We start from the raw sequence: 16,399 nt of genomic DNA, 5'->3' as shown, positions 1-16,399 counted from the left end.
ACTCTACGTTAGCATTGCCCGATTCATGCGAACTCATGAATAATCCATTAATCGTTTTTAAGAGCTGTTGCCTCTACATCATTGATATAACGACGTAATCTGGCTGCAACATCGCGTGTAATCTCTCCGTTCTCATACAGCTGTTGTATTGTATTGCGTTGCTCCTGAATAGCTACCATCTGAAGTTCCAGTTTATCCTGATTGAACGGATCTTCCGTCGTCTTATCCTGATTCCACGCACGTAACTTTGCGATCACCCGTTCATATTTGGAAATAACCGCGAGAGCCGCCACACGATTGGAGTCATTCATATGTGCCCGGATGGCTTTGATTGCTGCCTGAGAGGTGCGTAGCTTCACCTTGCGGAACAGTTCGGCATTTTCAAGCATAAAGGGCTGATCTGGTTTGCTGGAACGGTTGGTGAACAGTTGACCCAGCATTCGTCCAATCTCATTGAGCGACGCCAGCAGTTGAGTGTTCGTCCGGTTGGAGAGCATCATCTCCTTACGATCCAGCCAGTTATCACATTTGAAAGCCGCTTCAGGCCCAAGGGCATTTTCATCCATCATCACTTCAATCTCTTTGCGCTCAGCCCGGGTAGCAATTAGATTGATCGCTGTTTCCTGCTTCTGCATTGCTTTACGATTATCTGCTGTAAACTGCCCTGTCGCCTGTTTAATATATTTGGACAGGTCAGACACAACGGCCAGTGCGGCAGCTTTATTTTCATCGTTCATTTCAGACTTGACTGCTCGAATAGCGGCATTCAGCATAATGTCCTGTGCTCTGCGTTCAGATTTCTGAGGTGTATTTTCATCGGAGGATTTCCCCTCTTCCTTGGCTAACACAGGTAACAACGCGCTCGCCGCAATCAGAGAGAACAAAATAACACCAGCCGCCAGAAAAATAATTAAATCACGTTCGGGAAAAGGCGACCCGTCCTGAAGCACAAATGGAATCGAAAATGCTCCAGCCAGTGTCACTGCACCTCTTACTCCCGATAGAGAGAGAATAGTAATCTCCTTGAAGCGTGGTTTGCCAATAGCGGACTTCGCACGTAGCCATTCATTGACTTGCCAGAACAGATAAATCCACAAGAAACGTAACAACACAAGTAGAACGGAGATGATCAGTACATAACCCAGCACCTCGAAGTTATTGAATGATACGTTAACAAAGATCTTACTAAGCACATCGGGAACCTGCACGCCGAGAATGACAAACACCAGACCATTCAATATAAATAAAATAACAGACCAAGTGCTCGCAGACACCACTTGCATCTTAATCTGAACCGATTCTGCCCGGTCACGCTCAATCGCATGAATGATCCCGCCTGCAACCACGGCCAGAATGCCGGAGACCCCGATTTCTTCACTCAAGAGGTAGATGACGAATGGAGTCAGAATCTGAAGCAACATATGAATCGTTACATCTTCCATGCCCAGTCTGCGAATCCATACCCCGAGCCGAATAAACAAAAAAGACATGAGCGCACCAGCAAGCAGACCTCCTACGGCAATGATAATGAAACTGAATGTGGCTTGAGTGAGTGAGAAGACACCCGTAACCGTAGCTGCGATAGCAAATTTAAATGCAACCAGGCCCGAAGCATCATTCATTAATGCTTCTCCTTCAAGAAGTCTATGTATACTTTTGGGCAGATGTACACGTCCGGCCATAGCACCTACAGCAACTGCATCTGTCGGAGAAAGAATGGCCGCAAGCGCAAATGCGGCAGGAAGTGGAATGGTCGGAATCAGCCAGTGTATGGCATATCCGGCAACAGCAACCGTAACAAATACCAGTCCCAGTGCAAGCAAAAGAATCGGTGCTCGCAGATTCCATAGTTCGTTCCTTGGCGTTCTTTTTCCATCGTTATACAATAAGGGCGCAATAAATAGCACAAAAAACAATTCCGGATTCAATGGTAGATGTACACCTGCTGGTAGCAGGGCTACAGCTACTCCCAGTGCAATCTGAATAAGCGGAACGGGAATAAAAGGGACAAACCGGTTCAACACGTTAGATAGACCGATCAGTCCGAGGAGTGCAAGTACCGCAATGAATAGTTCCATGATGACAACCCTTTCCGCTATATAAGTCATGAATCGTTCGTGATGTCTTTATTTTAACAAAAGCATTGATGTTTATAACAAAGTTTTCATATTCATTTACCCACTTCAATCATGCTGATACACATCGTACCGAAACATTTTGATTGAGTTCATATATAAGATGTACAATATGTTAAGGACATACTCAGTCGGAAAGGAACGTTCAACTATGGCTTTTGGGATTAAACGGCAAGAACTTACAGCTTGGAAAGAACGAGTCGCTCGCGGTGAAATCGCCTATCTCACTCATTTCTGGATCGATTCCAGATTTCCCGGCATAACCAGTGTCACCAAAGTAGGCTGTGCAGACCTTGACCGCCTGGAACAATGGTGTCGTGAACACGGGTTAGACCCGCGTTATATTCACCGAAGACAGCCCTTCCCTCATTTTGACTTAATGGGCAGCCGGCAGAAAGATATTCTTATACAGGAAGGCTTCAGCGATCATGTATCTCGCTTTCATCTATAGCTCTGTTATAACACGCAAAACGCCAGTCTTCACATATTCATACCCGGTACCGGGTACAAATGCATGAGGACTGACGTCTTCAGGTGTCATATGCATTAACGATAGGTCTGCTCGAAAGATTTCATATTTTCCAGCAGCTTCATTTCTATTTTTTTGAGCATGCCCAGCATTAACTGCTGTTCTTCCTCCGTAAGCGCTTGTAACAGTTCCCATGTCATGCGGCCACGATTAGCATTCAACGTTCTGGCTAATTGCTCTCCCTCATCCGTTAAGGATAGCCAGACGATTCTGCGATCTTCCTCGCTGCGTTCACGTTGAATCAAATTTTCGCTTTCAAGTTGATTAAGTACAATCGTCGTAGCTCCAGAGGACAGACTAAGCTGACGCGCAACATCAACTGCCATGCAGCGTTTTTCACGTAAAATCATGCCCAATATATGGCTTTTTGTTGGATTCAGCTTGCAGTTCGTTTCTGACTTTTGCTGTTGATCCAATACTTTGTTTTTATATCTGAAGAAGGCCTCCAACAATTGATCAACGTTTGCCAATTGCGAGTTTCGCTCCGTATTCGGGCTCATATCCGTTCCTCCTGCCTTTCATTGTAACCTGCCTTATATTGTAACATATTTACACACATTTGGTTGTGAAAAAAAAGATTGCCTGGTGAGCAAAATGGTTGCGTCCCTTTATGTTGATAAAAAAATTGAATTTGGCCTATTGTATATAAAGAACACTTTGTTTATAATAACGTATATCTACTAGGTTACTTTTAGTTACTTAATTATTTAAATAAATTTGTTATCATAAAGTAAACTTCCGTCCACTACTAGATTTTCACTACTATATAGCAAGGGAATAATGTACATGAAATTGATGAAATCTCAGACAAACGATACACTCTACACGGATGTCTGCATTGTCGGGGCAGGGCCCGGAGGCGCCTTGCTTTCATATTTGCTTAACCAGAAAGGTATCTCTACATTACTCATTGAGCGACAGCCTCATCTGCATAAATCATTCCGTGGAGAACTGCTGAATGCAGATGGCGAAGCTATTTTGAACAAACACGGATTATATTCCCATATTCAAGAGCAGGGCTTGTTGCATCTAGAGCAGATTCAATATTGGGAAGAAGGAAACATCATCCATACCATTAACCCCGATCCAAGCAAAGGGGAGCATCATGTTGGCGTTCACGTACCACAAGATCATCTCCTCGAAGCGATTACGGCCCAGACTGAAGCGCTAAGCCCGTTATATCAGGTTCGCTTCAATACAGTCATGACCGGGTTGCTTCGGGACAAAGATGGTCATGTTGTTGGCATTAACGTGCGTCAAAACGGTGTTCCTGCCTCCATTAGAGCATCTGTCGTTATTGGAGCGGACGGTAGATATTCGGCGGTGCGCAAACATGCCGGCCTTGCACCCGAGATTCGCAAACACGGCTACGATCTGTTATGGGCTCGTATTCCTGCCCCACCAGGATGGGAACCTGCCGTTCGTATGGCAAGTATGGATGGGCAACAACTCGCGTTATTTTCACAATACGGCGGTTATGTACAGATTGGATGGAACATTCCCGAAGGAGGATATGCTAAGTTGCGTGAACAACCCTTTGCTCCTTTTGTAGGCAAGCTGGTAGCAGCTTTCCCCTGTCTTGCGGATTCTGTCGCTGCGCATATTAAGGACTGGAGTGACTTTGTGCTACTGTCTGTAGAGAGCAGTTATAGCTCCAAGTGGGCGGAGGATAATGTCGTACTCATTGGCGATGCTGCTCATACGATGACACCTACAGGAGCATTTGGCTTGAATGCTGCGCTTGAGGATGCCGATGTTCTTGCCGAACTGCTTATGCAGATGGCACAAAATAAATTCACATCTTCCGATGTGCTACAGCAACTGCAGGTCATTCGTGGCTCCAAAGTACAGCAACAACTGGCACGCCAAGTGCACATGGAGTCCTCTTTTCAGCAACGGTATGAATCCTTTCGCTGATTGCGAATCCATGAATACACAACATCAGCGTATTTCTTTTTTCGTGATATATTTTTCCGTTCAATCTAAAAAACCTCCACGCCAATGGAGGTTTTTCTGGGTTAAATCAAGCCTCGCTTGCATTCATCGCACTTACTCGCAGCTCTTTAAGTGGTAAAGCTTGCATCTCTGGATGCTGTAGCGTTACTGTGCGGCTCTCTCCTGGCAATAGATCAAAATAGTTATCACTGAATCGAACCCGGCCAACCGGCAACTCCAGCTTCACCATACGTGCAATGGCGACACTCGCATTAACGGTTACGGATTGTTCTTCCTCGTTTACATGAACGCTGAGCCGTGAGTGCGGTAACATCACATCTTTGGGATCACGCAAAAAGTAACGATTCATGGGTGCAACAAACCCTTCGGCTTGCAATTCCACCATCACTTCTTCCGCCCGTTTGGTTCCAAGCACTTCGGCTTCCTCTAAAGCTGTGATCTGCATAGATGACTGAGCGGGCACCTTCACTCCATATGCTGAAGTGTACAGTCGCTCTCCAGTCAGACCATAAACATTCAGTCGAAGTTGTCCTCCCACTTCATCCTGTGTATCATTAACTACCCATACGTTAAGCGAATGTCCTGGCTCATGCTCGAGCGACAATAGTACAGGATGAAAGAACGTTTTGGCATAATAAAAGGAAGCCTTCGGCAGCAGTTCATAATCGATCATCGACCAGCTTGTTCCCGGCCAGCTATCATTCAGCTGCCATACCAGCGCACCGCTGTTACGGTCATTGATTCGCCTGAAATGTTCTATCCCATAGCGTAGCCCCTCTGCCTGGGTCAACATGGAGAAGTTCATGTAATCCTCTACATTTTGTGGAATGCCCGTGTACCCTTCCATTAGCAAAATACCTTTCTGATGATTCGTATCCTTATTACGATAGGCCATTTCGGGACTCCCCCAGTAAAACTGGCCGGCAGGTATATTTTTCTCCAGCGTATACCGATTAGCTGAAGCATGCATGCCAAATTCACTGCTGAAGAGTGCTTGATCCTTTTTATAATTTTTGAACGTGACCCCTTCAATGCTATAGTCCAGCACAGGTACTTCTCCCTGTTTCCTCGGGTATACAGAACCGTGCCACACTTGCCAGTTGTGCCGATCTCCGGTATCCGGGTCATTCGCATCCTGTCCATGATCTGCGCCATAAGGTGAAGAAGGCCAGTACGGCCTGGACGGATCAAGCCGCTCCAATGCCTCAGGAATCAGTTCGTGGTAAATCTGTTCGCCGTAGAACGGACTTGTGATATCACCGCTAGCTGTTTTCATGTCATACAGCCAGTCGATTTCATTGTTGCCACACCAGATCGCTAGCGAAGCCCGGTTACGTAAACGAAGTACGTTATTCTCGACCTCTTGCTGTACATTTTGCATGAAGTCACGATTGAAATCCGGAAATAAAGCGTTGGCAAAGGCAAAATCCTGCCAGACAAGTACCCCTTGCCGATCACATTCGTCGTAAAAGACTTCTTTCTCATAGATGCCGCCTGCCCACACACGCAGCATGTTCATATGTGCTTCAACGGACAGTTCCACAAGCTCGCGGTACCGCGAATTCGGAATCGTTCCAATCAGCTGATCGGCAGGTATCCAGTTTGCTCCCTTGGCGTAGATTTTGACCCCGTTCAGGATAAAAGCAAACCGGCTCTCTCCCTGCTCATTATGCAAAGCTAGCTCAATCGTCCGTATGCCATATGACTGACAGTACCGATCCACTGCTATATCATCTGCATACAGCGTAACTTCAAGTGTGTACAGATAGGGTTCCCCCAGATCATGAGTCCACCATAGGCAGGGATGAGCCACATCTAACGTTACCTCTGCCTCCCCCTGTTTTACAGGCAAAGAAATAGCACTGGCTACAACCTCTCCATGCTTATCCAGAAGCCGGATATCACAAGTAGTCACAACTGGTTGTGTCCGTTCTTGCTTGCTACGCAAAGATAAAACAGATTGTACCTCTGCAGTGACTTGTACTTGAGCCTGTTCCTTGCTTACGGCGTTGGTTCGGGCATACACATGTTGCAGTTTGGCAATCGTGCTTCGCTCCAGACGGACCGCTCCCCAGATCCCTACCGTAACGATGCGCGGCCCCCAGTCCCAGCCAAAATTCATAGCCGCTTTACGCAGCCACGGGCGTTCTTTCGTATACGAAGACCAGTCAAACGTCTCCTTCTCACGATGATGAAGATGAAGCGGGTCAAAGCGTACCGCAATCGCATTCCAACCGCTTCGCACCAGACGGGTCACATCCAATGTATGAGACATCAGCATATTAGCGGTTTTTCCAACCTCATGTCCATTGACATATACCGTTGCAAACGTGTCCAAGCCTTCAAACACAAGTTCAATACGCTCCTCGGAAGATGCACCCGCGTCCAAATTAAAGGTGGTGCGATACCACCACTCCTTCTGCTCGATCCAGCGACTCTTGACATCGTTATGTCCAAAATAAATCGGATCTATAATGCCGCGCTCTGCAAGTGCCCCATGAACATCACCAGGCACGGTTGCCCCGATCCAGAATCGGTCATCCAGCGCTGCAGCGGCAACATCCATTGCTCGCTTTTCTCCAACCTCGTAATGTTGTATCTTCCACTGTCCTGATAAATCCTGACTTGTACGACAAACGTTGACCATTGTACTCCTGCTCCTCCCGTCTAGCTGCCTGAAGATTTAAATGCAAGTGCCTGCTCCCGGTATTCACTCGGTGTTTTGCCTGTATGCTTTTTGAACAGTCTGCTGAAATACTTCACATCTTCATAACCGCTAATTGCTGCGATTTCACTGACCTTTGCCGGAGACACAACGAGCATATCCATTGCCCGCCTGATCCTCATATCTGTAACAAAGTCACCAAAGGTTACACCCATTTCTTTTTTAAACAATTCACTAAGATGTCCTGGATGCAAATGAACCTGCCCGGCCACCTGCTGCAAGCTAATATCCTGTGCCAGTGCATTTTCAATATAACCTATCGCTTTCTGCACATGTGCGGCCTGCCCTTGTCCCATACGACTGTGATATGCCTGCATCACATCATATAAATGGTGGAACAATTCATCCCCGATCTCTGCCGGTTTCTTGTCGGTTTCAGGGGTCCATGGCTCAAGCCTGGAGGGTTGTTCCCTTCCAATCGCTTGAAGTGTTCGCGCTAGCCAGCGGTGTCCTGCAATGATCACCGAATGTAGACAAGCTACATATGATCCTGGTGTGACATCAGGTTCTGCAATCAACCTCGTAATCAGTTCACGTATCCATGTTGTAAGTGTGACTGGATCATTGTCCATGAGCAACGTACCGAGGGTGGTCTCCTCCTCATGTGTCAACACCGTTTTGCCACCTCGCCTGCCATTAACCTCTTGATATCGCCACACTTTGGAATCCAGCAGTCCACGGTACTGTAAAGCTAACAACGCCGTTTGATAACTACGGTGCAATTCAGAAGAGTGGTTAACAGGTTCACCAAGCACAGCGCGAAGTGAACATTTCAACCATGCCTCCATACGATCTATGCCTTCCTTGATCCTGTATACGCTTACTTCATTTTCGGAAGCCACAGGTAGAACACAGACAATATATTGTTTGTCAACCTGAGCAATCGTTCCTGGGAGCACTTCTTCAATCATATTCTGCACTGCAAACCGGAGCAGCGCATCGGAAGAGCGGCCCCAACCCTCTGCCTCAATCACAACAACTTGCCTGCTCACAGGCCGTTTGTCCTCACTAACTTGCTCTATGGATTGAACGGGGAGCGCATGTTCCTCATCAAATGCGAGAAAGGATGGGCAACTCCCCGAATTCGTATGACCTTCGATCACCCATCTGGCAAACTTCCTCTCCCGGTTCTCACGTAACAATTGTCCCTCACGGGACTTCTGTGCCCATCGTTCTGTAATTCTTCCTTTGGCCTGCAGCACCGTTTTGATGATCTCTTCCGGTTTGCTCGTTTTCAAGAGATAGTCTGTGACTCCATTACGGATCGCTTGCTGGGCGTAAGAGAAATCATCGTAACCCGATAAAATAATGACCTCCAGCTCCGGAAGCAGATGCTGTACTTCTTCCGCTAGCTCCAGCCCCGACTTGCCGTTCATTCGAATATCGGTCATCAAAATATGCGGGTGTTCCTCCGCTAGTCGAGTTAAAGCCTCCTCGGCAGAAGCAGCTGGCGGAAGAATCTCAATGCCAAGTTCATGCCAGGCGATCACACTCGCGAGCCCTGTGCGAATGATGACTTCGTCGTCCACAATCAATAATCTCATGGCGATTCCTCCAGAATTGGAATGGAGAACGAAATTCGGGTGCCCCCACCCTTTTTGCTGTGTATTTCAAGTAACGCATCCGTCCCATAGTGAAGAAACAGTCTTTCGTTTACATTACGGAGACCATACCCTCCATCGGACAACGACTGCCCCAGTTGCTTCCCTTGGGAATGACTGCCCTGCGGCAACATGTTACTCTCATCCGCGGGGATAATACTGGCCCGCAATTGCTCCAATTGTTCCAGTTCCATGCCCGCACCGTCGTCCAGTACCAAAATGTTCATGCGCTCAACCGCGGAATCCTTCTGAATCATAATCGTTATCGTGCCTTGGTTTCCTGCCTGTTGAATCCCGTGAATCATCGCATTCTCCACCAGTGGCTGTAGCAGAAGCTTTAACATCATTCGTTGCTCCAATGCAGGATCAACAATATAATGCAGCACGAATTGATCCGGAAAACGAATCGACTGTACCCGTACATAATGACGGATATGCGCAATCTCCTGGGCAACCGGGCAGTAATCCTGTCCCTTATTCAAACTGATTCGTAGAAAATCACTTAGTCCCTCTACCATATCCGCGATCCGGTTTTCTTTGGACATCAGCGCGATCCAATGAATGGAGGAGAGCGTGTTATACAGAAAATGAGGATTAATCTGAGCCTGGAGTACACGCAGATCTGCTTCTTTTTTGCGAGCTTCCCCACGAATGATCTCTTCCTTAAGCGATTCAATATGTGCACCAAGCAGATTATAACTTTCCCCAAGCTTGCCAATCTCGTCATCACTTTCTGCTCGAAATAACGGTAAGGGACGCTTCGGGTCAACTCGAGACAAATGTCTGGTTAATACAATCAGCGGCCTCGTAATCCTGCGAACCGTGAACCAGACCAAGCCACCGCTGATTAACGCTGACAAGGCAACCGCAATTGCTGTCAAAATGATAATGTAACTATTCTCTGAACGGTATTGCTCGTAAGGAACCATACCAACCAGCGTCCACCCCGTCAGTTCCTCAGGGTAATAAAGGACCGTACGTTTTCTTTCTTCCTCACCATACGTAGTCGTCCCACTATGCCCCTTCTGAATGCGCGTAATCAGTCCCGGTTCGAGATCAGATACATGTAGCCCAAGCCGGGATTTATCCATGGAGGACAGAACCTCTCCTGTGTTGCCAATCAGTTCAAGGCTACCTTCCCCTCTACCCAGTCCAAATGCTGGCCATCCTTTAGAGATCGCATTTTCATTTAAACTGATGCTAAGCCAGCCGATGGGACGATAATTGTGGATGCTGCGAATTGGCCTGATCAACGTAATAACGTTTTGAATTCCAGCATAATTGCGAACGGGATATACACCCGTCCACCTTTTATCCGCGTTTCCACTAGGGAGAGATGGGGAAAACAGACTACCTCCGTCCGGTTCATACCAAGTGGCCGTGGACAACGCAGCATCAAAGCGTCCGGGGTAAATGGCAATGTTCGCAATGTACTTTTTGGATGCAGCCAGATTGGTCATTCGTCCCACAATGTCCAGACGATCCGTCTCATGATCCTCGTCCCGGCTTAAATACTGCTGAATATCCCGTTCTCCAATGAGGAAAATCGATAAATTCTCTGCATCCTGAAGCATATAACGAAGATTCGCTTCCACTTGCTTGAGTGTATCCATCCCCGATAGCTTCGTTTTTTCCTCCGTGATCCGTGAAGAGAATAGGAAAGCAAATAGTCCAAGCGCTACAAGTGGCACAATCATCGAAGCTGTGACCACCACGGACAATTTTCGTTGCAGTGATGATGTAAGCCAGCGAACCAACTCTGTTCCTCCTTTGGATACGCTCCTCGCTTACCCTTTGACTGCGCCTGCTGTCATGCCCTTCATCACCTGTTCCTGAAAGATTAAATAGACAATGATCGTAGGAATAACCGATAAGGTCATGGCAGCAAGCGTTAGACCATAATCCGTCTGATATCCATCTGCGAAGTTTGCAATGGCAAGCGGTAACGTTTTCAATCCTGTTTTATTAATAAATACAAGGGCAAAGGAAAAGTCGTTCCACGCATGTAAAAAACTCAAAATGGTCACCGTAGACAGTGCAGGAAGCGACATGGGAAGCATGATACGGGTAAAAAGCCCCCAAAGTCCGGTTCCATCCATAAAAGCGGCCTCTTCAATATCCCGCGGAATGCTGACTAGATAAGCTGTCAACACAAAGATTGCCGTTGGCAAAGCAAACGCAGTATACGGCAGGATCAAAGCCCAATACGTATTGAGCAAGGACATCTGTTTCATCAAAATAAACAACGGAACGAGTGTACTATGGATCGGGATGAGCATGCCTACAACGAAAAACGTCATAATCAGCCCTTTCCAGCGAAACTGGAACCGCGCCAGAATGAATGAAGCCAGCGCCGCGATAAACAGCGTCAGGATCAGCGAGCCGATCGATACGGTTAGTGAATTGCCAAAGGCCGTTCCGAGCTTCGAGCTTTCCCAGGCATTTGTAAAATTGACCACATTCCAGTGTGCCGGTAGACCAAAAGGTCTGCTGTAGAAATCCTCATTTGTTTTGAACGCACTAATCACAAGCCAATAAAACGGATACAATGTTAAAATACCATAGACCGTCAGCAGCGTCCAAAAGATTCCTTTACGAATCTGCCGAATGGAATGCCCTGCATGGCCTCGTGGTGTTGATATAGTCACAGGTGTTGTTCGCATAAGCGTGCCTCCTTTCTATCCGTTTTCTTTACGCTTCCGACTGGTCACCCACTGGCTTGTTCCGATGAGTAACAAGGAAATTAGAACAATCGTTGTAGAGATCGCACTACCAAAACCATATCGGTACGTTGTAAACGTAGAGTTATACATATACGTAGCGAGCAACTCCGTTGCGTGAGCTGGCCCACCTTTTGTCATGATATAGACCAGATCAAAGGACTTCAGACTGCCTGAAATACATAAGATAATGGCAACTTGTACCGTGCCCCAAATCATCGGCAGAGAAATAGAAACCAGTTTGCGGATTCCAGATGCGCCATCTATTTTGGCTGCGTCATGGATTTCACCCGGGATGTTCTGCAAAGCGGAGATGAAAATAATCAAATACAGTCCAACAAAACTCCAGAGCAAGGGTGGCACAAGAGAAAATATCGCGATCTTTGCATCGGACAGCCATTGCAGCTTCCAGCTCTCCAGCCCTAGTGCATCCAGCAGGAAATTCAAGATACCGATCTGTGGATGATAGATATACTGCCAGATCATTCCGATGACCACGGTGGACAATACCATCGGCAGAAATACGGCCGAGCGCAGAAAGCGCTGGAGCGGGTTGCTTTTGTGTAACATAACTGCCAACATGAGTGCTAATGGAATCTGGCCAAACACCGAAGCCAGCACAAAAATGACATTATTTTTCAAAGCCCTCCAAAAGATCGCGTCATTCCAGATCTCCACATAGTTGCTGAGGCCAATATATGTCGATGCACCAATGCCAGACCAGTTAAAAAAGCCGTAATATGCAGACCACACAACAGGCACAAACACAAACAATGCATAGATAATAACTGCCGGAGCAAGCCCCAGCATAATAAAACGCCGACTTTGCAATGCGTTCAATGGCTTCACTTCCCCTCGTATTGCCTTTCTAATCTGTCCGGTAACGGACGTTAATCTCTTATCTAAAAACCCCTCCCCTGCCGGGAAGGGGAATGAACTGTACTTTACTTTATTTAGGTTAGGTTAATCAGCCTCTATAAGCAGGAAACAATCTATTGTTTCATCGCATTCGCTTGAGCTGCCTGAATTCGGCCTGCAATATCTTCCGCTTTGCCGCCCATCAGCAGCTCCTGTAACCCGTTATTAATCACTTCAACCGTAGCCGATCCCAGTTTGGAATCGTATACCGGCGTAATCTTCACTTCCTGCATTAGATCGTACAATTCTACAAACAACGGATGAGCTTTGGACTTATCCAGATCAATCTTATAGCTGACCAATGTACTGCTGTCTAGCGTAGCTTTTTGACCTTCCGGACCAGCCAGGGCGTAGAATAGCTCCATCGCGGCGTCTTTTTGAGCACCACTCAACTTTTTGCTAACACCAAGACCCGTTCCTACAACGCCTGATGTTGTTCTTGGTTCACCTTTGCCACCTTCAACTGGAGGCAAAATCGTAATATGTGTATTTTTCAGCACCTCTTCCGGTGCATTGTTAACGAGGTTGGCGAGCGCCCACCCACCGTTCATGACCATCGCCGTTTTCCCTTGAAAATATAGTTGCATCATCTGGGTTTCATCAATACTGTTGAATCCGTCCTGAAAAGCCTTCATGTTTCCAAGCTCCTGCATTTTCTTCAGCGCTTCAACAAATTGCGGATCAGTGAAACTTGCACCATCCTGAGCTACGGCTTTCAAAAACCAGTCTGTACCCGTCACCCGATCAGCCAGCGTACTGAAAATGGTAGACTGGGCAACCCAGTTCGTTTTGTTACCGAGAGCCATCGGAATGATTCCTTTTTCGTTAAACGAAGCAACCGCCTGTTCCAATTCAGCCCACGTTTCAGGAACCTTTACGTTATTCTCTTTGAAGAGTGCCTCATTGTAATAAATAAAAGAGCTGGGCGCTAGATTCATGGGAACGGAATAAATATTTCCATCTACTGTGTATCCATCCAGTGCATTCGGAATAAAATTCTCTTTCCATTCCGGCTTCGCATCCAGATCTGCGTTGATCGGCTGCAACAGATCTCCTTTAACAAACTCCTTGGTCATTGCATCCGGCCACATCACGAAGAGATCCGGCATCTCATTGGCTGCTGCAACCGTACGTAACCTTGTTTTGAGACCGTCCGTAGGCAAGCCTTCATCCACCACTTCGATATCTGGATGCGCGGTACGGAAATCTTCAATAATTTTACGCATCGCTACCGCTTTAGCGTCTTGCCCTGTCCAGTTATGCCAGATGCTCACGGTGACTTTGTCACTGCCGCTACCACCTTCGGAAGAATCACCGCTTGAGCACCCTGCCAAAATGACGGCGAATAAGGTTAGTGCCGCTATGCCTGAAAACCATTTTTTCCACATCGTTATACTCCCCCTTGAGCACTTAATATCTGTATTGTAAATGGTAACGCTACCATAACGTAAGGTGACGATCCACGGATGCAGGGGTGAATAATATCGGTTCACTGTTTACATATCAAAAAAAGCCCTCCCGGGACAATGTCATGAAGTCAAGACTAACTTCAATCCCATTGCTCTCAGGGAGAGACTTTAAAATTGGACGTATACTCCATGTGCTGAACATGTATTGCATGATTCAAAGATATAATAGCTGGATAAGTTCGTATTAAAGGATTCTACATGTTAATCGTTCGGTTATTGAAGACTGTTTTTCACCAATGCTGCAAAAGCTTCAGAACCTTCGGCGGTCAGATGCACCCCGTCTTTTTCAAAATATTCGTCATGCCCTTCACTAGCCTGATTCCAATCAATAAGAGAAACATTACTGTAACTGGAGGCTGCATCCGTCAGAGCCTTGTTCACCGTTCGCTCCCAAGGACGCGGCACACGTACCGTGACAAGATAAACCCGTGTTTTATCCTTCAATCCATCAAGTACGGACTTTAAATTTTTGGAATTAAAGGAACCGTTCGTTCCAAGCTCAAGTACCACCTGATTGCCCATTTGCTTGTTACGCTTCAGATCCCTCAGCACATCTCCAGCCTGCCACATCTGACGGCCGACATGGCCATCTACGTACACACCGGATATGCTCTGCTCCAGATAAGGCTTGGCATCCAGAATAACGGAATCTCCGATAATTGTATATTGGACTTTTCCATTCTTAGTGACAGGTGTCACAGGTTTATCCGTTGCCCCTGAATCCGTTGCATCGGTTGTGCCTTCATCTGGTTTCGAACCCGATGGGTCGGTTTCTTTGTTTCCTGAATCAGACGAATTGGAAGCAGGATTATTGTCAGGATTAGATGGTGAGTTGCCCTGATCCCGGCTATCGCTGGATGAATCGTCCGGCTTGGCCGATTTAGACCCATCTGTAGATGCAGTTCCAGGCTTGTGACTCCCATTCGTTTTCCCGTCTGACGTCGACTCCGTACCTGACTGAACAGATGGATTCTTTTCCCCGGAATCCGAAGGTTTTGTTGTAACGGGTACAACGTCCTGACCCTTTTCTTCAGCAGACTTTTCGCCATTGAACACCGTAGACAGGGACACCGAATGTGAATCTGAATTGGCTGCTACTGGCAGTACCGTCTGCGATATGGCATAACATAGTAACAGGAACGTCATCAGCAGGCCTGTTCGTTTCCACCATACCTGACGGGGAACGAAAGAGGTACGCCCTCTTCCCCACAGTTTTGACAAGGAATCCCGAAAACCGTTATAACGAATCGGGTTTTCAATATATTTTAGCGACATCGATGCAAGTACAACCGTTGCAACGACTTGTAGCAACATACGTACAGGATGTGCACCCCCTGTATTTACAACAGGACTGGTCAGAACAATAATCGGATAATGCCACAGATATATTCCATACGAACGTTCACCAATCCAGCGCAATGGCTTTGCCCCAATAATCCTTGCCAGCAAAGACGAAGGATGGGCAAGTACTGCCACCAGCAGGGTTGCGGCAATCGCTTGTATCACCATGCCCCCCTGATACAGGAACGAGTCGTATTCGCTCGTATTCAGCATCATATAGATTAGCACCGCTAGGGCAGCAATTCCTGATCCGTCCAATACGAGCCGATTCATCGCAGGCAATGTGCCAGACAGCTTCCGGCTTGGCCAGACTACAGCTAACGCTGCCCCGGCAAGCAAGGCAAATGCACGGGTATCTGTTCCATAATATACACGGCTCGGGTCCAAATCCGGGTTGTACATGATGGCCATGGCGCCAGCTGAAAGTTCAGCTGCAACGACAATGGAGACGACCAGCCATCCCTTTCTTTTGAACAAAACGATCGCTGCAATTAACAGAAGCGGCCAAAGCAGATAAAACTGCTCCTCAACAGCCAGTGACCAGAAATGTCCAAAAGGTGATGGCGGACCGAAACTTTCAAAATACGAAACATGGTGAAAGATATACCACCAATTACTTATGTACGTAACACCGGATAAGATATCCCCTTTGAGTGAAGCAAGCCGGGACGAGTCTGTACATAACAGCCAGAGCATCACAACCGCTGTCATGGTTAGCATGCCAGGCAACAAGCGCCTAAACCGCCTTAACCAGAAATCTCCAAGCGCAATGCGCCCATGTTCCCGCCACTGGGATAACAAAATATCGGTAATCAGATAGCCTGACAGAACAAAAAATATACCTACACCGAGCAGCCCGCCCGGAATGAAATCCAAATTTAAATGATAAGCAATCACGCCAAGTACCGCGATGGCTCGTAAGCCATCCAGTCCGTTCATATGCCTCTTTTTTTTCACTGATTGTGACATGCTCGCCCCTCCTTGTTACTGCGAGTCCACATCCAT

General features: G+C 47.0%; 11 protein-coding genes. 2 read left to right on the top strand and 9 right to left on the bottom strand.

Annotated elements, in window-relative coordinates:
- Window positions 1-47: 47 nt before the first annotated feature.
- Window positions 48-2,078 carry a Na+/H+ antiporter gene (locus tag MHI38_RS26635; RefSeq protein WP_154886491.1) on the bottom strand — a complete coding sequence of 677 codons (2,031 nt, stop codon included), beginning with the start codon at window positions 2,076-2,078 and terminating at the stop codon, window positions 48-50.
- Between the two features lie 208 nt (window positions 2,079-2,286).
- Between MHI38_RS26635 and MHI38_RS26630 the strand changes: the two genes are divergently transcribed.
- Entirely contained in the window at window positions 2,287-2,586 is a 300-nt protein-coding gene (locus MHI38_RS26630; RefSeq protein WP_154886493.1) for a hypothetical protein, read from the top strand.
- Between the two features lie 95 nt (window positions 2,587-2,681).
- Here the strand turns inward: MHI38_RS26630 and MHI38_RS26625 are convergent, their stop codons facing one another.
- Window positions 2,682-3,164, bottom strand: a complete 483-nt coding sequence (locus MHI38_RS26625; protein ID WP_090924395.1) for a MarR family winged helix-turn-helix transcriptional regulator — start codon at window positions 3,162-3,164, stop codon at window positions 2,682-2,684.
- Between the two features lie 286 nt (window positions 3,165-3,450).
- On the opposite strand from MHI38_RS26625, the gene MHI38_RS26620 reads away from it, so the two are divergent.
- Window positions 3,451-4,581, top strand: coding sequence for an FAD-dependent monooxygenase (locus MHI38_RS26620; RefSeq protein WP_308722058.1), 1,131 nt, complete (start codon window positions 3,451-3,453; stop codon window positions 4,579-4,581).
- A gap of 106 nt (window positions 4,582-4,687) precedes the next feature.
- Here MHI38_RS26620 and MHI38_RS26615 read toward each other — a convergent pair whose 3' ends face one another.
- From MHI38_RS26615 to MHI38_RS26585, 7 genes are all read right to left on the bottom strand, one after another.
- Window positions 4,688-7,267 (bottom strand): beta-mannosidase, encoded by a 2,580-nt coding sequence (locus tag MHI38_RS26615; RefSeq protein WP_341181873.1) that lies wholly within the window; start codon window positions 7,265-7,267, stop codon window positions 4,688-4,690.
- Between the two features lie 20 nt (window positions 7,268-7,287).
- Window positions 7,288-8,889, bottom strand: coding sequence for a helix-turn-helix domain-containing protein (locus tag MHI38_RS26610; RefSeq protein ID WP_341181872.1), 1,602 nt, complete (start codon window positions 8,887-8,889; stop codon window positions 7,288-7,290).
- Window positions 8,886-10,703, bottom strand: a complete 1,818-nt coding sequence (locus MHI38_RS26605; protein ID WP_253495577.1) for a sensor histidine kinase — start codon at window positions 10,701-10,703, stop codon at window positions 8,886-8,888. Before MHI38_RS26605 ends, MHI38_RS26610 begins: the two co-directional genes overlap by 4 nt.
- 30 nt (window positions 10,704-10,733) lie before the next feature.
- On the bottom strand, window positions 10,734-11,609 hold the full coding sequence (locus MHI38_RS26600) for a carbohydrate ABC transporter permease (protein ID WP_154886502.1): 876 nt from the start codon (window positions 11,607-11,609) through the stop codon (window positions 10,734-10,736).
- Between the two features lie 15 nt (window positions 11,610-11,624).
- Window positions 11,625-12,506: a carbohydrate ABC transporter permease gene (locus MHI38_RS26595; protein WP_154886504.1), complete on the bottom strand. Its 882-nt coding sequence runs from the start codon at window positions 12,504-12,506 to the stop codon at window positions 11,625-11,627.
- A gap of 152 nt (window positions 12,507-12,658) precedes the next feature.
- Window positions 12,659-13,972 (bottom strand): extracellular solute-binding protein, encoded by a 1,314-nt coding sequence (locus tag MHI38_RS26590; RefSeq protein WP_154886506.1) that lies wholly within the window; start codon window positions 13,970-13,972, stop codon window positions 12,659-12,661.
- Between the two features lie 294 nt (window positions 13,973-14,266).
- A complete protein-coding gene (locus MHI38_RS26585; RefSeq protein ID WP_341181871.1) occupies window positions 14,267-16,363 on the bottom strand; it encodes an acyltransferase family protein in 2,097 nt (698 codons plus the stop codon).
- Between the last annotated feature and the right edge of the window lie 36 nt (window positions 16,364-16,399).

The organism is Paenibacillus sp. FSL K6-1558 (genome assembly GCF_038002565.1).
Classification (GTDB): domain Bacteria; phylum Bacillota; class Bacilli; order Paenibacillales; family Paenibacillaceae; genus Paenibacillus; species Paenibacillus polysaccharolyticus.
The sequence above is the reverse complement of the archived record's forward strand: the minus strand, read 5'-3'. Positions and strand labels throughout refer to the sequence as shown.